Source organism: Pseudomonas sp. GW821-FHT09E12 (genome assembly GCF_059416085.1).
The window spans coordinates 515,951-537,382 of the sequence record NZ_JBWKOM010000001.1; the positions used below are offsets into that span (position 1 = coordinate 515,951).

At 57.2% G+C, this 21,432-nt stretch carries 14 protein-coding genes; 10 read left to right on the forward strand and 4 right to left on the reverse strand.

Features of this window, described 5'->3' with window-relative positions; genetic code table 11:
• Positions 1-59: 59 nt before the first annotated feature.
• The 3 genes from AC07PQ_RS02385 to AC07PQ_RS02395 all read left to right on the forward strand — a co-directional run bounded on the left by AC07PQ_RS02385 (position 60) and on the right by AC07PQ_RS02395 (position 4,958).
• Positions 60-2,414 (forward strand): tetratricopeptide repeat protein, encoded by a 2,355-nt coding sequence (locus AC07PQ_RS02385; RefSeq protein WP_493184559.1) that lies wholly within the window; start codon positions 60-62, stop codon positions 2,412-2,414.
• A gap of 278 nt (positions 2,415-2,692) precedes the next feature.
• Complete coding sequence (locus AC07PQ_RS02390) at positions 2,693-4,000, forward strand: OmpP1/FadL family transporter (protein ID WP_007924400.1); 1,308 nt, start codon at positions 2,693-2,695, stop codon at positions 3,998-4,000.
• A gap of 148 nt (positions 4,001-4,148) precedes the next feature.
• A complete protein-coding gene (locus AC07PQ_RS02395; protein WP_007924401.1) occupies positions 4,149-4,958 on the forward strand; it encodes a DUF2092 domain-containing protein in 810 nt (269 codons plus the stop codon).
• Positions 4,959-5,277: 319 nt separating this feature from the next.
• On the opposite strand, the gene AC07PQ_RS02400 is transcribed toward AC07PQ_RS02395, so the two are convergent.
• A complete protein-coding gene (locus tag AC07PQ_RS02400) occupies positions 5,278-7,551 on the reverse strand; it encodes an FdhF/YdeP family oxidoreductase (protein WP_493184558.1) in 2,274 nt (757 codons plus the stop codon).
• 650 nt (positions 7,552-8,201) lie between these two features.
• Between AC07PQ_RS02400 and AC07PQ_RS02405 the strand changes: the two genes are divergently transcribed.
• The 5 genes from AC07PQ_RS02405 (at position 8,202) to AC07PQ_RS02425 (ending at position 12,948) form a co-directional block, all read left to right on the forward strand.
• Positions 8,202-9,068 (forward strand): alpha/beta hydrolase, encoded by an 867-nt coding sequence (locus AC07PQ_RS02405; RefSeq protein ID WP_007924404.1) that lies wholly within the window; start codon positions 8,202-8,204, stop codon positions 9,066-9,068.
• A 394-nt stretch (positions 9,069-9,462) separates the two neighbouring features.
• The gene (locus AC07PQ_RS02410) at positions 9,463-10,413 is read left to right on the forward strand and encodes a LysR family transcriptional regulator (RefSeq protein ID WP_493184557.1); all 951 of its coding nucleotides are present in this window, start codon (positions 9,463-9,465) and stop codon (positions 10,411-10,413) included.
• A gap of 93 nt (positions 10,414-10,506) precedes the next feature.
• On the forward strand, positions 10,507-10,638 hold the full coding sequence (locus AC07PQ_RS02415; protein WP_007924406.1) for a hypothetical protein: 132 nt from the start codon (positions 10,507-10,509) through the stop codon (positions 10,636-10,638).
• 157 nt (positions 10,639-10,795) lie between these two features.
• Positions 10,796-11,905: an alkene reductase gene (locus tag AC07PQ_RS02420; protein ID WP_493184556.1), complete on the forward strand. Its 1,110-nt coding sequence runs from the start codon at positions 10,796-10,798 to the stop codon at positions 11,903-11,905.
• Positions 11,906-12,018: 113 nt separating this feature from the next.
• Positions 12,019-12,948 carry a catalase family peroxidase gene (locus tag AC07PQ_RS02425; protein ID WP_007924408.1) on the forward strand — a complete coding sequence of 310 codons (930 nt, stop codon included), beginning with the start codon at positions 12,019-12,021 and terminating at the stop codon, positions 12,946-12,948.
• A 472-nt stretch (positions 12,949-13,420) separates the two neighbouring features.
• On the opposite strand, the gene AC07PQ_RS02430 is transcribed toward AC07PQ_RS02425, so the two are convergent.
• The 3 genes from AC07PQ_RS02430 to AC07PQ_RS02440 all read right to left on the reverse strand — a co-directional run bounded on the left by AC07PQ_RS02430 (position 13,421) and on the right by AC07PQ_RS02440 (position 18,267).
• A complete protein-coding gene (locus AC07PQ_RS02430; RefSeq protein WP_007924412.1) occupies positions 13,421-14,347 on the reverse strand; it encodes a LysR family transcriptional regulator in 927 nt (308 codons plus the stop codon).
• A 1,244-nt stretch (positions 14,348-15,591) separates the two neighbouring features.
• Positions 15,592-17,172, reverse strand: coding sequence for an arylsulfatase (locus AC07PQ_RS02435; protein ID WP_007924414.1), 1,581 nt, complete (start codon positions 17,170-17,172; stop codon positions 15,592-15,594).
• A gap of 84 nt (positions 17,173-17,256) precedes the next feature.
• A complete protein-coding gene (locus AC07PQ_RS02440) occupies positions 17,257-18,267 on the reverse strand; it encodes an HAD family hydrolase (RefSeq protein WP_007924416.1) in 1,011 nt (336 codons plus the stop codon).
• Positions 18,268-19,018: 751 nt separating this feature from the next.
• Here AC07PQ_RS02440 and AC07PQ_RS02445 point away from each other — a divergent pair.
• On the forward strand, positions 19,019-20,320 hold the full coding sequence (locus AC07PQ_RS02445; protein WP_007924419.1) for an OmpP1/FadL family transporter: 1,302 nt from the start codon (positions 19,019-19,021) through the stop codon (positions 20,318-20,320).
• Between the two features lie 65 nt (positions 20,321-20,385).
• Entirely contained in the window at positions 20,386-21,057 is a 672-nt protein-coding gene (locus AC07PQ_RS02450; protein WP_007924421.1) for a DUF3313 domain-containing protein, read from the forward strand.
• Positions 21,058-21,432 lie beyond the last annotated feature (375 nt).

Genomic DNA, 21,432 nt, shown 5'->3' on the forward strand with positions numbered 1-21,432 from the left:
AACTGCGTCAAGTTGAACGCGCGCCTTAGGGCAAACGCACCTGGACCACGGAAGTCGTAATGCCAAAACCTAAAAATAAAGCAAAAAGCCTGATACCTGATTCGCAACCGAACCTGATCAAGCGTTACCTGTTTCCCGTCACCATCGGCGTATTGCTCCTGGCTGTAGCGGGCATCGGCTGGTTTCTGTTCAGCAGTACGCCGGCCGTCCCGAAACCCGCCACCGTCAGTATGCCCGCGGCTCAGCCGGCCAAAGCGCAGCCGGTGGCGATGGCCCCGGCGACCATGGTCGACGAACAGCAATGCCAAGGCTGCCACAATGAGCAGGCCAAGGACTGGCAAGGCTCCCATCACCAATTGGCGATGCAGGAGGCCACTGCCGAGACGATGCTGGGCGACTTCAATAACGTCACCTTCAAGGCGGAAAAAGAAACCACCCGTTTCACGCGTAAAGGCGGCGAATTCTGGGTCAACACGCCCGGCCTCGACGGCAAGAACGCCGACTACAAAGTCGCCTACACCTTCGGTATCGCACCGTTGCAGCAGTACTTGATCGAGGTGGGCGAAGGTCGCCTGCAAGCGCTCGGCGTGGCCTGGGATACCGAGAAGCATCGCTGGTTCCACCTTTATCCGGGCCAGGGCGTCAACTTCAAGAACCCGTTGCATTGGAGCAAGCCGAGCCAGAACGCCAACTTCATGTGTGTCGAGTGCCACACCACCGGTTTCAAACGTGACTTCGATGCGGTCAGCAACACCTTCGACAGCCACTGGAACAGCCTCGGTGTCGGTTGCCAGGCATGCCATGGCCCGGCCTCCAATCACCTGGAATGGACGGCGAAAAAAGCGGATGTGCTCCACGCCGGTTTTGCCGTCGACCTCAAGGACAAGGACGCCACCGTCGAGATCGAAACCTGCGCCCGCTGCCATTCGCGCCGCGCGCCGCTGGCGGATGGCTACATCGTCGGCAAACGGCTGATGGACGACTACCTGCCCAGCCCCCTGACCCGCGAGCTGTATGCGCTGGACGGCAAGATCAAGGATGAAGTGTTCGAGCACGGCTCTTTCGCCCAGAGCAAAATGGCCGACAAGGGCGTGCGCTGCAGCAACTGCCATAACCCCCACAGCAATCAACTCAAGGCGCCGGGCTCCGGCGTATGCCTGCAATGCCACAACAGCGCGGGCAAAACCGCGGTGGAAGGCGTCGATGGCAAGGGGCTGCAAGCCAAGAACTACGACTCCATCGAACACACCCGCCACACCATGGGCCAGCCGGGCTCGCAGTGCGTGGATTGCCACATGCCCGGCAAGTTCTACATGGGCAATGACTTCAGGCATGACCACAGTTTCAGCATTCCGAATCCCGAGCGCGCGAAAAGACTGGGTACGCCGGACGCCTGCCTGACGTGCCACCAGGGCAAGGCCGGCGACAAGGTCACCGAACAGTTCAAGCTCTGGAACAGCGCCAGCGCCGCGCAGGCCCCACGCTATGACGAAAGCCTGTGGCTGATTCGCAACGGCCAGCCGGGGGCGGCGCAAGCCTTGTACGAGCAGTTGCAACGGAGCAATTTGCCGGCGATTCAGCGAGCGACCCTGCTGGCCGAGCTGGCGCTCTACCCAAGCGAGCAGGCGTTGAAACTGGCAACCAGGGACTTGAGCAACCCGGCCCCGCAAGTGCGCGAAAGCGCCGTCCGGGCGATCAGCGCGCTGCTGCCGCCGCCGGAGCGTGTGTCGCTGTTGACCCCCTTGCTGGACGATCCGGTGAAAGCAGTGAGGATCGTTGCCGCCCGGGATCTGCTCAGTGTGGCGCGCAATGGCCTGCAAGGGGCCCAGATCAGCTGGAACGCAGCGATCGGCGAATACGAAGCGGTGCAAAAGAGCCTGCTGGAACGGGCCGAGGCCAACCTCAACCTGGCGATGCTCTATCAGGCCAGCGGGCGCAATGGCGAAGTCGAAGCGCTGCTGCGCACCGCCCTCAAACGCGACCCGGACTTCTACCCGGCCCTGGTGACGCTGGTGCAATGGCTGGAGGCGAACGGACGCGGCCAGGAGGCGCAGACGCTGCTGTCGCAGCGCCTGAAAGAACAACCAGATGCCGCGCTGCTGCAACACACGCAAGGCTTGGTGCTGATCCGTGCCGGTAAAACCGCCCAGGCCATGCCTGCCCTGCGCAAAGCCGCAACGCTGGAGCCGCAGAATGCTCAGTACGGCTACGTGCTGGCGGTGGCGTTGCACGACAGCGGCAAGGTCGATGAAGCCTGTGAAGAGCTGGAGCGCCTGTTGAAAGTACAGCCGGCCAACCGCAATGCGCGGCTGTCGTTGATCCAGTACTACCTGGATAACGGCCAGGAACCGAAAGCCCAGGTGCTGTTGCAAGGCTGGAAGAAGATGAACATGGGGGATCCGGCGCTGCAGTAATCGCACGCTCAGCCATCGCCTGGGGAGGGAAACGGTTTGCCCCCCAAAGCGTCGAATCCGCTTCCCGGGTCATAAAGATGACTCAAGGCAGGACGATCGATGAGGGCGATGGCTGGCCAGCAGGCCGGAGATCGAAAGCAGGTAAGCGGTTTTCTGCCTCACGGCAGACCGGCTAGCGGCTGCAAGGCACACAACGCAAGCCTGATCTAGACTCGTGATTATTCCGATTCTGTTCGCTTGCCGCCGTGTGATCCCCGACGCCTCTCAAGGAAAGCCGCATGAACTCGATGCACATGCGCCGTACTTCGCCCTTACGCCTGCATGGACTGCTGGCGCTCTGCGCACTCTGTGTATCGAGTGGCAACAGTTGGGCGGGCGGCATCATGATTTACGAGGCAGGCCAGGAAGGCAACGGCCTGGCCAACGCCGGCGCCGCCGCACTGGCCGACGATCCCAGCGTGCTGATGAGCAACCCCGCCGGCATCACGCAATTGGCCGGTACGCAGATCAGCGCCAACGCCCAGGTGATCCTCGGCAGCCTCGGTTTCTCCCGCGACGCCAACAACCAGTTCGATGGCAACGAAGGGGGCAACGCGCTGCAATGGCTGCCCGGCGCCAGCTTCTTCATCAGCCATCAGATCAACGAGCGCTCGGCCGTGGGTTTTGGCATGTATGGCAACTTTGGCCTTGCCCTGGACTATGACGACGATTGGGCCGGCCGTTATTTCACCCAGGAAGCCGCCGTCATCGGCGTGTCGTTTCAACCGACCATTGCCCACCAGTTCACCGACCAGCTCTCGGTCGGTATTGGCCCGCGCATCGTATACGGCTACTACCGCACCGAGATGGCCATCGACAACAACCTCCTCGGCATGCTCGACCGCCCGGACGGCCAACTGGAATACAAGGACACCGATGTCGGGACGGGGGTCAACCTCGGCTTGCTCTATCAACTCGATGAACGCACGCAGATCGGCCTCGCCTACACCAGCAAGGTGAAGCTGGAGTTCAAGGACAGCCCCCAGGTGCGCGATGTCAGCAACCCCATTATCAACACCGCCCTGCGCCGTCTCGAGGTCGACGCCCTGGAACTGGACATGAACGTGCCGCAGACGGTGCTGCTGAGTGTGGCGCATCGGCTCGACCCGCAGTGGAAGCTGCTCGGCAGCCTCGGCTGGCAGGACTGGAGCGACTTCGGTGAGATTGGCGTGGAAGTCGACTCCAACGCTGGCGGCGTCGACCGCACGGTCAACCGCAAATACAAGGACACCTGGCATGCCTCCGTCGGCGCGCAGTACCAGGCCACTCCGAAACTGCGCTGGAACATGGGGCTGGGCTACGACAGCTCTGCCGTGGATGAAAAGGATCGCACCGTCGACAACCCGATGGGCGATACCTGGCGGCTGGCGACCGGCGTCAACTATCAAGTTGAAGAAGGATTGGATCTGCACCTGGCCTACACCCTGGTGTGGCTAGGCGACATGGACGTCGAACAGACCAAGGCACGCTCGGGCACCACGCTCTCCGGTACCTACCGTAATAGCGCGTTGCACATCATCGGGGGCGGCGCCACTTGGCGCTTCTAGCATTGACATGCGCCAGCGCCGACTGACAGCACACGGCGCTCCGCTCGGAAGATGAATGGTCGATCAATACACGGCGAACCACTGCAGATAGAGCTAACTTTATAAATCAGCACTGCCAACCCGGCCTCCTTATAGCAGGTGACCTGCCGTGGAAAAGATCGCCCGAAAGTTAATCGAATCCTCTGTAACCCGCCTAGCTGGAGCAGGACTTGTACTGATCGTCGGATTTGGCGCCGCGACAGCGGCGCATGCCGATGAAGCCTATGCCAAAAGCTTGCTCAAGAACATGTCCGATTATATGTCAGCGCAAAAGGACATAGCCTTCAACTATGACACCCTCCTTGAAGTGGTCACTAAAGATCAGCAACGACTTGCCTTGGCGGGCTCCGGCACTGTCGTTATTCACCGACCTGACAAACTGCGGAGTACACGCTCCAGCGGGTTTGCAGACATCGAGATGGTGTTTGATGGCAAGACGTTAACCTTGATCGGAAAAAGCAAAAACATTTACACGCAGATCGAAGTCCCCGGCACGCTTGACCATCTACTCGATGTACTAAGAGACAAATACAACAGGCCGCTTCCCGGCGCAGATCTGTTCATGTCAAACCCTCAAGAACAATTGATGTCAGGCGTGAATGACATTAAAGATTTGGGTAGTGGTGTGATTGGCGGTGTCGAATGCGATCATCTGGCTTTCAGGAAGAAAGACATTGATTGGCAGATATGGATTGCCCAGGGCGACCAACCCTACCCTTGCCGTTATGTCATCACTTCAAAACTGATTGCTGGAGGTCCGCAGTACAGCATCCAACTGAGTGGCTGGAAAAGCAGCGCTGCTGTTGCGCCTGATGATTTCACCTTCAACAACGCGACAAATGCCAAAAAAATCGAGCTGAAAGATCTGCCCAACGCCGAGGACTTGCCCAGCAATTTTGTGCGAGGAAAAACCAAATGAACCTCATGATGAAATCGGCCGGCTTCCTTCTGACAGGATTCGTTCTGATGTGTGCCCTTGAACTTGGCGAGACCTTGTCCATCCCTGGCGTGCACAGCATCATCCCTCCAGCCGAGGCTGTCGTGGGTCGCCCTCTCACCCCCGTCAGCGTTGCCGGCGTAGCACGCCGCACGGCACGGCGAAATGACTAGGGAGCGCTGACCCGCACGCTTCGCCCCCCTCATTCAGCGCGGAGAGGTCGTAGTGGTGACCCACCCGACCTCCCCGCATTAGCCCGGGCCGTAGCAACCTGACCTGGAGTCCGGACTTGGCGCCTATCTCAACTGGCCTGTGAGCGTACTACACGAACAGGCACCGATTTATAAGAGGGCGTTCCACTTTCGACGTCGATGTAGTTCAGCGGGACCAGTCGGTTGGCTTCTGGGTAATAAGCACCGATCGAACCTTGGGAGATTTCGTATTCGATTGCGGTGATTTTTTCATACCTCAGCGTTCTGTCCTGAGAGACCGTTTCGATATCGACCAGATCACCGTGGGCCAGGCCGCGAGCGTCCAAGTCAGCCCGATTCATGAACAAAACGTCGCGTCGGCCAAACACGCCTCGGTATCGGTCATCCAGGGCATAAATGGTGGTGTTGTATTGGTCATGGCTACGTAGCGTGATCAGCCGCAGGACATCATCGCCGTCAACCTTCTGGTCTTCATACAATCCGGCAAACACAAAAAACTCAGCCTTTCCCGAAGGGGTGGCCCAGACGCGTTCAGCGGCTGGAAGCGGCATGCGGAAACCACCAGGAACCCGAATCCGCGCATTGTATTGCTCGAAGCCTGGCACGGTTTTCTCGATCAGATCACGGATCCGATCGTAATCCGCCACGAGTTCCAACCAGGACACCCGAGTGGTCGGGAGAGTGGCATGGGCAATGCCCGCAATGATCGCCGGCTCCGAACGCAGGGAGCCAGACGCGGGGGAGAGTTTGCCTGCCGAGGCGTGCACCATTGACATCGAGTCTTCAACGGTAATCGACTGAGGTACGCCATTCTGCATATCCACCTCGGTCCGGCCCAGGCAAGGAAAGAGGTAGGTTTCCTTGGCCACCAGAAGGTGCGTGCGGTTGAGTTTGGTGCCGATGTGGACACTCAGGTCCAACGTGCCCATCGCCGGAAAACACTGCTCAGGATCCGGTAGCGCGACAGCAAAGTTGCCCCCCAGGCAAATCAGCGCCCTGGAGGAGCCGTCAACCATCGCCTGCATGGCTTTTACCGCGTCATGACCATGCGCGGTCGGTGGCTTGAAGCCGAATGCCTGTTCAATGTTCTGCAGAAAACCAAGTGACGGTTTCTCTGTGATGCCGACCGTCCGGTTACCTTGCACGTTCGAATGCCCACGTAACGGACAGATACCGGCGCCCTGCTTGCCGATGTTGCCCCGCAGCATCAGCAGGTCGCAGATCAACCTGACGTTCGCGGTACCTTCATTGTGCTGAGTGACGCCCATGCCATAGGTGACGATGGTGGCATTGGACTTTGCATAGGCTGCCGCCACGGTTTCCAAGTCGGCCTGCTGCAGCCCACTGGCTTGTTCGATAGCGGGCCATTGGGTGGCGTCCAGGTCAGCCACCAAGGCGTCAAAGCCCAGGGTATGACTGGCGATGAACTCATGGTCCAGCACTTGGCCGACGCTGCGCTCCAGCTCCAGCAGCGCCTTCATGATGCCTTTGATTGCGGCAGCGTCGCCTCCGGCTTTGACTTGAAAATACGCAGACGCGATCGGGGTGGAGCCATAAGTGGCCATTTCAACCATGTTCTGAGGATCGGCAAAACGCTCAAGGGCTCTTTCGCGAAGCGGATTGAACACCATGATAGGAACCTTGCGGCGCGAAGCTTCATGCAGCGTCCCCATCATGCGGGGGTGGTTGGTACCAGGATTGTGGCCGATGGAAATGATCAGCTCGCAAAGGTCGAAGTCGTCCAGCGAGACCGTCCCCTTACCGATGCCGATGGAGCGCGGGAGCCCGACGCTGGTTGGCTCGTGGCACATGTTCGAGCAATCTGGAAAGTTGTTGGTCCCATATTCCCGAGCGAACAACTGATAGAGATACGCGGCCTCATTGGAGGCTCTGCCGGAGGTATAGAACTCTACCTGGGCGGGATCCAGCCCTCGGAGTACCTCGCCGATTCGCGTGAACGCGGTTTCCCACTCGATGGGCCGGTAGGTATCGCTGACACGGTCATAGACCATGGGGTGAGTCAGGCGCCCAAGGTCTTCCAGCTGATAATCGCTGAGGTCCAGCAGCGAGGTCACCGTGTGGCTGGCGAAAAACTCTGGAGGGGCTCGTTTGCTGGTTGCCTCCCAGGTCACGGCCTTGGCACCGTTCTCACAGAACTGAAAGGTGGATTTATGTTCTTTGTCAGGCCAGGCGCAGCCTGGACAGTCGAACCCATCAGGCTGGTTAGTGTGTAGCAGGGTGATAGGCGCCTTCAGCGAATCCCACTGCTCTCGTACCGCTTTCGCGGTGGCTTTGAGCGCTCCCCATCCACCCGCTGGGCCGTCATAGTCATGAATACCTGGTACTTCACGTCGATTGCTCATGGGGGCTTCCTCGTAAAATTCCTGCCAGCCTGGCCAGCGTCGAAGGTATCTGCATCTACATCCGCAGTAGTCCTTGGAGTGATATTTCTTGATCTGGCTTAATAAAACGAAAAGAGTCTGGCACCGCCACTTTCGCCTGTCAAAATCAATTAACCAGTAGTTGCCAGCCTGGCAAAATGGCATCACCCAGTACAATAACGTTCAAACTTACAGCCCTGGAACCAGCCTATATAAGCGTGACACTCACTCCGTGTGCATTTCATAATATGCCCTCGGATCAATAACTTGCACGAGCATTTAAACGTGTCGCTGGAGTTACTTTGCAGCGATCCAGCGTTGGAACTAGCGTGCTATCAACGCTCCTGCTCCAGCTGCCCATGAGTTGCATCTCCGTCGTGGTGACGGGTCATGGCCAGATTATTTCAGCCAGCCATCTGCGCGTGAACCCCTGGCATGGATAGCATGAAACTCCCTTCCCTTCCTATCATTTTGCGATACGTATTTTTATCAGGGTAAGTGCTATCCTCTGGAACCCGCTCTACTTGAAATGACGGCGCGCTCCACTTCGACATTTTTCGTTTGATGCAGGGAACCGGCAATGAAGGCCTGTATCTAAGCGCCTTGCCTGTACCCATCACCGAGGATGCAACATGGAAAACCACAATGACTTGTTAAACCTGGCTTTATCCTTTAGGCAAAGTTACAGATCCTTGATTCCCTTGGCCGGAAGCAAAGACGAGGTTGGCAAAATTGACGACGTCGACATCAAGGCGCAATCTCCTGATCGGCTGATACCCACAAAACTCTATCAGCCGATCGATGATAAAAATGAAGCCGTCATTTTATTTGTTCATGGTGGTTGGTGGATTTCCGGGGACCTTGAAACCCATGATGTCATGATCAGGTACATCGCCAACAAGCTGAATGCAGCTACTTTATCGGTTGGCTACAGGCTTGCCCCGGAGAACCCGGCCCCAGCGGGGTTGAACGATGTCATCGCCTCATTCCACTGGCTAAAGGAGAACATCGGCAAAGGGAAGAAAATAATCCTTATCGGCGACAGTGCTGGAGGAAATATTGTATCGAGCATCAGCCATCTCTTGAAGAAAGACGAAATTAGCGCCTGCTGGATGATCTACCCAGTGCTGGATGTCAATATCGATGAAACATCATTGACGCGAGCGTTGAGCAATAGTTTTCCTGATTTAAAGGTGCTGAACATGATAAAGCACAGTTACATCAGCGAAGCTTATGACGAAAAAGATCCCCTTGTGTCTCCTATCTATGGAGAACATAGCAATCTACCTCCCTCCTTGATATCGGTTGGCGATAACGACCCCCTTGTCGATGCTGGATTGAAGTATGCCGATGCCTGCGAAGGAACTGTAATAAAAGTCTACAAAGGCCAAAGACATGGATTTATTCAGTTCTTCAAGGATGAAGAAGAACACCCTTTGGGGTACCAGGCTATCAATGAAGGCATAGACTTCATAAAAGAAGCGATAACGTCCAAATGACGCAAGTAGCCAGCATCGTTACATGCCAATCGAAAAGAGCTGTTGATCACTAACGTGCGCAAAATCAGAAAGCCTCTTGACATGACAAGGGGCTTTCTGGCCAATCTATCAAAGAGCCACTTTGAAAAAGCGCCTGAAACCCTGGCAAGTAAATCAGGGAGTGGCGCTTGCATATATCCCCCATCCCATGAGATCTGTATAGCGTCCCGAAGTTATAGGCTTCGAGCATTCCGATCCGTGAATTCTTAATCTCTGAATCATAAAAAGAGCCGCCCCTGCAAAGTGGGTACAGACTTCGTCCGTTAATCTAACCAGGCAGGCGTCAATCCCGGCGACGAGATGCCCACAGTCATGCCAGAGTAAAAAAGAACTTCCCCTACTGGAGGCAAGGTACTTGAACAAACTGTCCGAAATGCACTTCTTCGTTGCCGTGGTCGATACCGGCAGTATTTCCGAAGCCGCGAAGCTTCTGGGGACGGCCAAATCCATGGTCAGCCAACGGATCCAGCAACTGGAAAAACGCCTGGGCAGCATCCTGCTCGAGCGCGGGCGCCGGCTACGCCTTACCGAGCCAGGACAGGTGTTCTATCGCTATTGCGTGCGCATCCTGGCCGATGTCGAGGACGCCGAGGACGCGGTCCTGGCATTCACCTCAAGCCTGCGCGGCAGCCTGCGACTGTCCGCGCCCATGGCGTTCAGTATTCGCTACCTGACGCCGATCCTGGCCTCTTTCGCCGTGCGCTATCCCGAGTTGCACCTGGACGTCGAGTTCGATGACCGCTACGTGAACCTGCAGGAAGAGAACTTCGATGCCGCCATCCGCCTCGGCGAACTGCCAGACTCTTCCCTGATCGCCAAGACCATCGCCGTCAACCGCCATGTCATCTGTGCCAGCCCTGACTATCTCGCGGCCCATGGCACTCCGCAAACGCCCCAGGACCTGGCCGGCCATTACGGCCTGCTGTACGTGCATCGCGAACCCCACGGCATGTGGAGCTTGCCGGTCGGTGAGGGACTTGAGTCGTTTCGTGTGCAGTGCCGCCTGCGCACCAACAACGCTTATCAGCTGATGGAAGGCGCCAAGGCCGGGATGGGATTGGCGATCCTGCCGACCTTCCTCGCCGTGGACGCCATCATCGCCGGCGAACTGAAGGTGGTGCTGGAACCCCACGCGCCTCCTGGCGGCAATATCTCGGCGGTGTACCGTCAGTCCCACAGGGCATCGCCCAAACTCGAAGCCCTGATCAGCTTTCTGAGCGAACAGATCGGCAGCCCATCGGTATGGGAGCAGAAACTGGCGGTTCATGCTCAATCGATTGAGCGTTCACAAAAAGCGAAACCATGATTCGGTTTTTTCTGGCTTATTCGATGCCTTGAGCATGCTTTAGCCTCTGTCACGCAGACGCTCCACCCCCCGCGTCCAACAGGGAGATGATGCATGAACAAGACGTTGAACAACCCCGAGCGCCGTACCTCACTCGCCAGTGTTGTGGTGATGGCCGCCGCCATGGCGGCACGCGGTGGCGCGGCCAAGAAAATCGCCCGTGCTTGCGTAGGAACCAGAAATTGACGCCATGGGCACGCCCCGAGACGAAACCGGAGCGACGACCAATGGCTGGACACCGTTGACCACACGGATGCCATCGACCTGCGAACGCATCGGCCCGCGCCAATAACGTCAATACGCCTGCGCTTCTGGCGCAGGGACCACTGCTGAGACATGCCCTATGACGAACACCAAGAATCTGTTGTCTCCCCTGGACATCGGCCCCGTGATCCTGGCCAACCGGGTACTGATGGCCCCCATGACCCGCTCGCGTTCGGCCCAGCCCGGCGACATCCCCACCGCCCTCAACGCCGAATACTATGGCCAGCGCGCCAGCGCCGGGCTGGTGATCAGCGAAGGGATCCCGATATCTCCCGGAGCCAAGGGTTACGCCTACACACCGGGGATCTATACCGATGCCCAGCAGGCCGGCTGGAAACTGGTCACCGATCGGGTGCATGCCAATGGCGGGCTGATTGCGGCGCAGCTATGGCACGTCGGGCGCATCTCCCATCACTCGGTACTGCCGGCGGGTCACGCCCCCCTGGCCCCTTCGGCGGTTCGCGCGCGGTCCAAGACCTTCGCCTTCGACGAGAACGGCCTGCCGGGCATGGTGAATTGCGACCCACCCCAAGCGTTGAGCGAAGAGGGTATTGCCGCTGTGATCGAGGAGTTTGTACAAGCCGCCAGGCGTGCCATGGCCGCCGGCTTCGATCTGGTGGAGTTGCACGGGGCCAACGGCTATTTGCTCGAGCAGTTCCTGTCCGTCAGCACTAACCAGCGCACCGACGGTTATGGCGGCACCCTGGAAAATCGCGCACGGTTTGTACTCGAAGTCGTCGATGCGGTGTCCGCTGCCATTGGCGCCGAGCGCGTGGGAATCCGCCTGTCACCCTGGTGCCCTCCAATCGTCAACGACATGGACTTCCATATCGAAGCCCGCGACATCACCCTGTACCTGGCCGCGGCGCTCAGTGTGCGGCGCATTGCCTACCTGCACCTTGCCGAATGGCCCGGCGCGCCCTACCCGCCCGCTTTTCGCTGCCAGCTGCGTTCGGCGTTCACCGGCGCGATCGTGGTCTGTGGCGGCTATCAACAGGGCTCCGCGCAAAGCCTGCTGGAGCAGGGGCTCATCGATGCCGTGGCGTTTGGCAAACCGTTCATCGCCAACCCCGACTTGCCACGACGCTTTGCCCTCGACGCCCCTCTGGCGGAGCCTGATGGCAGCACCTTTTACGGTGGCGACGCCCGCGGCTATACCGACTATCCCTCTCTCCCGTCCCTGGGCTGAGCCCTATGGACCATCCAGGGCGCCTGGTTGCCGCGTTGCTGCTGGGGATATTGAGCATGCCCCTGGCCACCGCCCGGGCCGGGGACAATCCAACCACGATCAGGAGTCCCGCCATGAGCCAGGAAGCGCTCTACGACGCCTTGCTCGACGCCCTCTACGCCACCTTTGGCCGGCATGCGGGGTTTCGTGTGGCTCATGCCAAGGGGGTGTTGGCGCAGGGAACCTTCGTCGCCACCAGCAGCGCGTCCAATGTGAGCCGAGCGGTGCACTTTCAGGGGGGGTCGATACCGATACGCGTACGCTTTTCCAATTTCAGCGGGTTGCCGGGCACCCGAGACGGCGACCCCACGGCCAGCCCGCACGGACTGGCGATCCGCTTCTCTCTGCCCGACGGGCAGTCCACCGATATCGTTGCCCATTCGTTCAACGGCTTTCCGGTCGCGACTGCGCAGGACTTCCTGAGTTTTCTGCAAGGCATCGCGGCCAGCGTGGCCACGCCGCCCGACCCGGCGCCTCTGGCCGCTTTCCTGGCTGAACATCCGCGGGCCCGGCAGTTTCTCGATACGCCCAAACCGGCCCCCCGCAGCTACATCGCCACCGAGTACTTCGGCGTCAATGCGCTGGAGTTCAGCAACCTCAAAGGCGAGCGTCGAATCGGGCGCTACCGTATAGAACCCTGGGTCGGCGAGCCCGCACTGAGCGACGAACAGGCCGCGGCCATGCCTGACGATTATCTGCGGGACGAACTGACGACACGCCTGAGCAAAGGGCCGGCGAAGATCCGCCTGGTACTGCAACTGGCGGCACCGGGCGATGCGGTCGAAGACGGTTCCATCCCCTGGTCGCGAGCCAACGAAGAGATTGAACTGGGTGTCCTCACCCTCGACAGGCTGATTTCCCCCGAAGCCCAGCAAACCGAGCAACAACGCCTGGACTTCAATCCCGGTCGCCTGCCGGATGGCATCGCCCCCAGCGCCGATCCGATGATCGAAGCCCGCCAGGGTATCTACGAACGGGCCATGGGCAGACGGCGTCAGCCATGAGCGACTTGCACAGCTGGGCCCTATTGCAAGCGCTAGGCCTGTCGAGCTCCGGCTTCATCGACTCGGGTTTAGTGATACAGCAGGAAAGGAGTCCGCATTGTCCCGCTATTTTTATCGGGTTGGCGGAACGCGGATAGCCATTGAACCTGCAGACTCACCGCTGCCCTACCTTCCTTTCAACGAGATGCCGATAACTTGAGCCCCCAGGGTTTGAACGCACTGAGTGGGGAACCCGTTATGCCCGCCTCGACCACCTTGAAGTGGTCAAGGATTTTATCGCCGTTACTACAACTGTGAGTTTTCAATAAGCCGACCGCGGCCGGCGCAATCTATACTCTTCAAACTTGGAAAATCTGTGCTCACGCTGCATGAGTTACCTCATGCAGCTTTTCTGCTTTATGGCGAGCGCCTTTTTCTGATAACACACTACAGGTATCTTGACCGCCCCCTTTGCTAGACAAAACATGAGTACTTAGTAAAACAGTCCTCGCTCTAACAACCTTCGGTCCCACGGCGCGGGATGACCAACTTCATCCCCAAGAAACTTGGCCAGCGCAAGGATCTTATCAGGAGTCTTTATGGTTTTCCGGTAGACCACCGAAAGATGACCGCCCGAAGGTGAATAAGGCTGAAGTACTGGTATCAACTCTCCGCAAAGCAAAGCATCTTCGGCGAGAAAAGTTGGCAAAATGGCCAGGCCGATACCGGCTTTGGCACTTTCCAGCAGTTGATGTCCGGAATCGGTGCGTAAACGCGTGCGAATTCGAAAAGACTCTTGCCGACCATTAAAAGGGAGCCTCCAGAAACCATTGGGTTCACGGTTGTAGTACATCAACCCATCATGTAGCTGGAGGTCCTCTGGATGTTGAGGCGTGCCATTCCTCTCCAGATACTCGGGACTGGCACAAATCAGGTGATGATTATCCGTAATGATTCTCGCGACCAAAGACGAATCTTCCAGTCGACCAAGACGTATGGCCATATCGAAGTGCTGGTCCTGGAGGCTGACAAAGCTATCGGTGCTTTGCACGTCAATATCCAGATCAGGATGTTTCTTAGCAAATTTCGAGAAAATCGGCGCAAGATAACGCGGAGTGAATGCCAGTGGCGCGGAAATGCATAGACGCCCCTGGAGAAAAGCGTTCGCCCGCCTGACTGATTGTTCAGAGTTTTTCAGTTCTTGCAGAAGATGAACGGCCTGACTGTAATACAACTGCCCCGCATCGGTAACCGAGATTGGCCGAGTTCTGCTGACCAAGGTACAACCCAGATGTTTTTCCAACTGTTGAATACGTTGACTTACTTGAGATTTTGTTGCACCCAGGCGACGTGCGGCTTCGGAAAAACTCAGGGCGTCAACGACTGTGACAAAGGTGTTCATGTTGATGAATATATTCATATAACTCTCGGTGCTTTCGCTTTTTGTACTATTTTTGCCTGATGGTATTTTTACGCCAGCCACAATCCTGACGCCAAAAAAATTAGCTACACCGCATTTAAGGCGAATAAAAAACTCAGCTGCTAAAGGACTATGACTTTGGTGAAAATGAGAAGTTTCACAGGATTACAATGATTAATCCAGCAGGATGAAGATGCTCTTAAAATGAATATTTTTCTTCTATCGGGATGGTTTTTTTCGGCACGCAGGAACCGCACGATTTCCATCGATCCGGGCACACTCTTATACGGCGCACGCCATTTTTCGAGTAACGGCCAAACACCATTTTCGCGGATTCCCCGAGAAAAAGAGCGGTCAGGCCAGTACTCAAAAATCACTCTTGAGCCATATCCAGGCAAGTAGCCTGCAACAATTGCCGAACACTCTCAGCCTCTAGTGCCAGCCGTTTCGGTAATACGGCGTAAGCTCCAGTTCACGGCGGAACTGACGCGCTCGATGCTGCACCATGGGTAGAAGTGTAATGATCAAATGCGCGCTACCGCTATCGCCGCCATCTTTCCTGTATCACCCCGTTGAGGCGCTCAGCCAGCGTCCAAGAGGCGACTGGAGATGGCTGCCGTGCTTCCGCAGATCCAAGCTCTCCAGGTGAAACGCCGGCAGCAAGCGCTCGAAAAAGCCTCTCGAAGGTCAACCAATAGCGGAGTCAGAAAAAGCATCAACCCGGTGCCGGTCACTGATTTCTCTCACTTCTAAAGAGCCATCCGGGTAATGGGCCAATTCCTGAAACTGGCACAGATGCCTGCACCACTGTTGTCGAACAGGAGCGGGAAACGCCGTGGAGAATACAGAACATCTCGCTGAACCTGGTGGCCTATGAGTGCACAGCACAAAAGTCGCGGTCAGGGCGCCGACATGTGAAAGGCGACAACCAGGCCCACGGGCCAGGATCGTCTTCAAGTCAGGCAAAGGGACGGAGGCACAAAGCCCCGGAATTGTGCGCGTACCACGAACAGGCGCTAGCCGTTCCGGTGCCGCATCGAGTAACAGAGGGTGAGACTTGATAGGCAAAACCTGCGCTGCTTGAATCGTGCGCCAGCGCAACAGCGGACTGCAGTGAAAGATCTGCAATGAGGACTTTGGGGTATCACGCGCCGACGGCGCATGTGGGCAGTATCGCCAACGGAAGGGCATGAACATACAGCGTGCAATGGCGAAGCCACCGCACGCTGTATCGGGACTCGGGCTTACTCTTTCTTGCCCATTTTCGCTTCGATCCGCCGGTCTACGTCGGCACGGATCTGATCGATGCTGAAGCTCGCCGGTTTCTGGCTAGGTGGATATTCAACGAAGGTTTCGAGGAACTTCGACGCCTTCATGGTGGCGACTGCCAGCATGTAGATGTTTTTCGCCGACCAATCGTAATACTGGTCGGAAACGACATCGGCCCTTTCATAGGGGTCCATGCGCAAGTTGAAGATCTTCGGCGCGCGCAGGCAGACGAACGGCTCGCTCCAGACCTCGAAACCACCGCGCTTGCGCTGTTCGCAAAACACGACTTTCCAATCGTTGAAACGCATTGAGACCAACTCGCCGTCATCGTTGAAGTAGTAGAACTCCTTGCGTTCGCTTTTCGGCTGCTGGCCGGTCAGGTACGGCAGTTGATTGTAACCGTCCAGATGCACCTTGAAGTTGCTGCCACCCGAGGTCGGAGCCCAGCCTTTGAGCAGTTTCTCCTTCACGCCGGTGTCGCCCGCGGCGGCCAATAGGGTGGGAAACCAGTCAAGACCGGAGAACATCTCCGTGGACACCTCGCCGGCCTTGATTTTGCCCGGCCAGCGGACCATGGCCGGGACGCGGTAAGCACCTTCCCAGTTGGAGTTCTTCTCGTTGCGAAATGGCGTGGTTGCCGCATCCGGCCACGACCACTGGTTCGGGCCGTTGTCGGTGGTGTAGACGACAATGGTGTTGTCGGCGATCTTCAGGTCATCCAGGGTCTTCAGCAGTTTGCCGACGTCACCGTCATGTTCAAGCATGCCGTCGGCATACTCGTTGCCGGGCATGCCGCTCTGCCCCTGCATGGATTCACGAACGTGCGTGAAGGCGTGCATGCGCGTGGTGTTCATCCAGACGAAAAAGGGTTTGTCCGCCTTGGCCTGTTTCTCGATGAAGGCCTGCGCGGCGGCGGTGGTCTCGTCATCGATGGTTTCCATGCGCTTCTTGTTCAGCGCGCCGGTGTCTTCGATCTTGCCGTCGGCGAAGCTGTGGATCACGCCGCGTGGAGAGGCCGCCTTGACGAACTCGGCATCGTCCTTGGGCCAATACGGACGCTCGGGTTCTTCCTCGGCATTGAGGTGGTACAGGTTGCCGAAGAACTCGTCGAAACCGTGGTTGGTCGGCAGGTATTCATCCTTGTCGCCCAAGTGGTTCTTGCCAAACTGGCCAGTGGCATAGCCCTGAGACTTCAGTGCCTGCGCAATGGTGATGTCGCGCTTTTGCAGGCCGACCGCCACGCCTGGCATGCCCACTTTCGTCAGCCCGGTACGCAGTGGCGACTGCCCGGTAATGAACGAGGAGCGTCCCGCGGTGCAGCTGTTCTCCGCGTAGTAATCGGTGAAGATCATGCCCTCTTTGGCAATCCGGTCGATGTTCGGCGTCTTGTAGCCGACCACGCCCATCGAATAGGCACTGATATTGGTCTGGCCGATATCGTCGCCGAATATCACCAGGATGTTGGGTTTTTCAGCGGCTGCGGCAGTTGCAGAAACGGCCATAACCGAGGTCACCACCAAGGCGAGCTTGGGCAACCATTTACGTATGCGAGTCATCTGACTGCTCCTTTTGCTCACTCAAATTGTCGTGTTACACGACTAACGTCTATCAAGGGTCTTGCGTAACGCTTTTTGTTGAATTTATTCGGTTGTCGTGGCTTCGAAGGGGTAAATCCGACGCCATTCGGATGCCATATCAACGATAGTCCAGCCATTGGCCGTTGCTGCGTCGAGGGCCTTGTCCAGACGGCCGACCTGCGACTGGCGGTCATAGGCCCACTCGCGCTTGGCGTCGGTGTGACGCACCAACCCCATGAAGCGCTTGCCCGAACCTGCGGCTGTCCATTGCAGCATTTGCAGGTCGCCATCGGAGTTGCCGAAAGCCAGGATCGGCCGCTTGCCGATGATCGCCTCGATGCTTTCCGGCTTGCCCGGACCATCGTCGTTGTGCTTCAGCTCCGCCAGGCGCTGGATCGACAACTGTCCGTCCTTGTCCTGAAACCGTGTGGCGAAGGTGGTGCCGATCACTTGCTCCGGCGGGATGCCGTAGACCTCTTCAGCGAAAACCCGCATGAAGGCCACCTCGCCGCCGGAGACGATGTAGGTTTTGAAGCCGTTGTCCCGCAGAAAGGCGAGCAGCTCCAGCATCGGCTGGAAGACCATCTCGGTGAAGGGCTTGTGGCTGCGCGGATGCACCGCAGTGGCCAGCCACCGGCGCGCGTTTTCGCTGAATGCCTCGGTATCGATGCCGGTATGGGTGGCGGTTACGATTTGCATCAGCCCTCGCATGCCGCTGGTGGCCAGGGCTTGCTGATCGTCCTCCAGCACGGCTTTGAATGGCAGCTGGGTCTTCCATTCCGGGTGCTGGGGAGCAAGGCGCTTGACCTCGGCGAAGGCGAAGAGAATCTGGAAGTAGAGGGGCTGTTCGCTCCACAAGGTGCCGTCGTTATCGAATACAGCGATACGCTCCGACGGCGGCACGTAGCCTCTTGCGCCTTCCTCGGTGACCGCCTCGACGAAACCGATGATCGCGGCACGTGAAGGACCGTCGCGCCAGGACGGCAGAATCTCTCCAGCCTGACCCCAAAGCGGCAGCATCAGTAAAAGCGCGAAAAACCAGCGCAACTTAAGCGAAGCCGGACTCAAGTACATGCAACTTCCTTGATAAATACAAAAGGTTGGAACCGAGTTATACAAGTCGAATCGCCCAGGCACCGCTGGGTTTGCGCTGCTTTTCTCTGGTTCGATGACGCACAGTTGTTATGTTGCGCCTCTGATAGTTCCAACAAACACTAGCAAAGTTCTGCGTAATGCGCCGAACAGGGTCTTTTAACCCATATTCATTACACGACACCCTGTTACTCCATGCATTTATAAGTACAGCCCATGAGACTGGGGAAAAGCGCCCCGGAGATTTCTTCTTCAACCTGATCAGCCGCCTCCAGGCAGACGCTCGGCCGTGCCGAATGTCATCTTTTTTCCAGCCTTAAACACCTCAGGATAGCCACTAATATGCCGCTACCGTTTTCCGCGAGAGTGCCAATAAGGCCGGGTGCGCAGTCAAGTCTTCCGATTGAGTCCACGGGGAGGCACAGCCTGCCCACAGCACTTGCGGCGCCAACCATCTCAATACGGGAAAAACAGAACGACCTCTTGCTTATTCTCTCTGGTGCGATAAAGACACTCGCCTTAGAGACTTATCGCCTAGTTGTCGCGTAAAGAGCATATTGACTGTTTCCCGTGCTGCGCCTAGAGCGCCATCTAAGCCGGTTTACGTTATCGTGGCCTCCACTATTCATAGTCAAAACAGTTATCTGTGCATCGAAAACTGTATTGCAATATGAGTCCTGTATTTTTATCTGCCGCAGAACTTTCAAGCCATGGGATCCGACAAGGAAGCGTTATGAAGACGAATAAACGCCACCTCTCTCGACGACTCTACCTTTCGATATTTTTCTATGGCCTTGGTCTTCTCACGAGTGAAGCCCGGGCCGGTGGCATTTTGATTTACGAGGCGGGTCAGGAAGGTAATGGTTTGTCCAATGCCGGCGCAGCAGCCCTGGCAAACGACCCTAGTGTGTTGATGAGCAACCCGGCAGGCATTACCGAATTATCCGGCACGCAGATCAGCGCAAACGCTCAGGTGATATTTGGCAACATCCGTTTCTCTCGTGATGGCAATAACCAGTTTGACGGTAACGAAGGCGGCAACGCGCTGCAGTATCTGCCGGGTGCCAGCCTGTTCATCAGCCACCAAATCGATGAAAAAACAGCTATCGGTTTCGGCATGTACGGTAACTTTGGTCTGGCGCTGGACTACGACGATGACTGGGCCGGGCGCTACTTTGCCCAGGAAGCGGCAATCATCGGCGTGTCTTTCCAGCCCACGTTGGCCTACAAGTTCACTGATGACTTGTCTGTCGGGATCGGCCCTCGGTTCATGTATGCCTACTATCGCACCGAGATGGCCATCAACAATAACGCACTCGGCCTGCTCGACCGGCCAGATGGGCAGTTGGAGTTCAAGGACACTGATGTGGGTACGGGCGTCAACCTTGGTGTGCTCTATCGGCTGAACGAACGCACTCGGTTAGGGCTCGCTTACACCAGCAAGATCAACCTTGAGTTCAAGGACAGTCCGCAACTGCGCGACGTCAGCAATCCCCTGCTCAATACGGCCTTGGGGCGCCTCGGTGTCGACGATCTCAAGCTGGATCTGCAAGTCCCCCAAACCGTGCTATTTAGCGTTGCCCACGCTCTGGACAGTCAATGGACGCTGCTTGGCAGCCTCGGCTGGCAGGACTGGAGTGAGTTCGGCAGCATCGGGGTCGAGGTCGATACCAATGCAGCAGGCGTCAGTCGCACCGTCGACCGTCAGTACAAAGACACCTGGCATGCCTCTATCGGCACCCAGTACCAGGCGACCCCCAAACTGCGTTGGAATATGGGGCTGGGCTATGACAGTTCGGCGGTGGACGACAAAGACCGGACGGTGGACAACCCGATGGGCGAGACATGGCGCCTGTCTACCGGAATCAATTATCAACTTGAGGATGGTCTTGACCTGCACATGGCGTACACGTTGGTGTGGCTAGGTGATATGGACGATGAGCAAACCAAGGCCCGTTCGGGCGACACACTCTCGGGCACCTACCACAACGCCGCTCTGCACATCATTGGCGGTGGAGCAACATGGCGCTTTTGACGTGCATTGACCGTTCGATGTCCCCCCAGCGATTTACTGTAGATCTGTCCATAAGGAGCACCACCATGAAGTCGAATTTTCTTCTGGCCACGTTGTGTACGGCAACGCTCGCGCTGACCGGTTGCGCCAGCAAATACGTCGATCCCGAGCAGTATTCCGGGTTTCTAAAAAATTACAGCACGCTCAAGGAAGACAAGTCGCCCTCCGGAGCGCCGGTAATGCGCTGGATCAAACCGGGTGTGGACGTCAGTCGCTACAGCCGGGTCTATATCGAACCTAGCCAACTGTATCCGAGGCCACAGCCTACCGAGAAGATCCCGGCCAGCACGTTGCAAGGCATCACCCAGTACTACGACCAAACGCTACAGCGCGAATTCACCAAGGTCTTGCCGTTGGCCAAAGGCCCTGGCGCAGGCGTTCTGATCGTGCGACCGGCTATTACTGCGGTCAGTGCGAAGACCAAGGGGCTGCGTCCTTACGAAGTCATCCCGATTGCCCTGGTTGCCGCCGGTGTCAGTACCGCCACCGGTATTCGTGACCAGGACACCAGCCTTGCCACCGAAGCCGTCTTCGTTGATGCCGAGAGCAATGAAGTGGTCGCCGAAGTCGTGCGCAAGGGAGCCGGGGCCGACCTGGAGAACTCCGATCAGGTCATGCAGGCCAAGGACGTCAAGGCTGTACTCGATGGCTGGGCCAAGGATATGGCCAAGTCCTACGAAATGCTGAAAACGAAATAAGACTTCGGTCATGTGAGGGGGACTCACACGCGCCCATCGATCAGTCTGTCCCGGCAGGCGCCAGGTAAATTATGGCTCTATGCCATAGCTGTCGGAACAGGCTATCACCCCTCTTTATTGGATCCATTACTTGCTCCTTAAGTTGTGCTCCCATACGGATAGGATTCACGCGCTATCCTTATTCGCACATGATGCAAATGAAGTAAGCTCTGGAAGTTTTGCTTGTCGAGAATCAGCTGGATTTTATTGACCGAGGCAATCTCTTAATACGCCTTGAGACGGATGCTGATTGCTGCGGATGATCGAAATCATTCGGTGATATGACCCGATGTTCGTTGAAAACATGATGAACCTTTAATTACAGAATACTGAGCA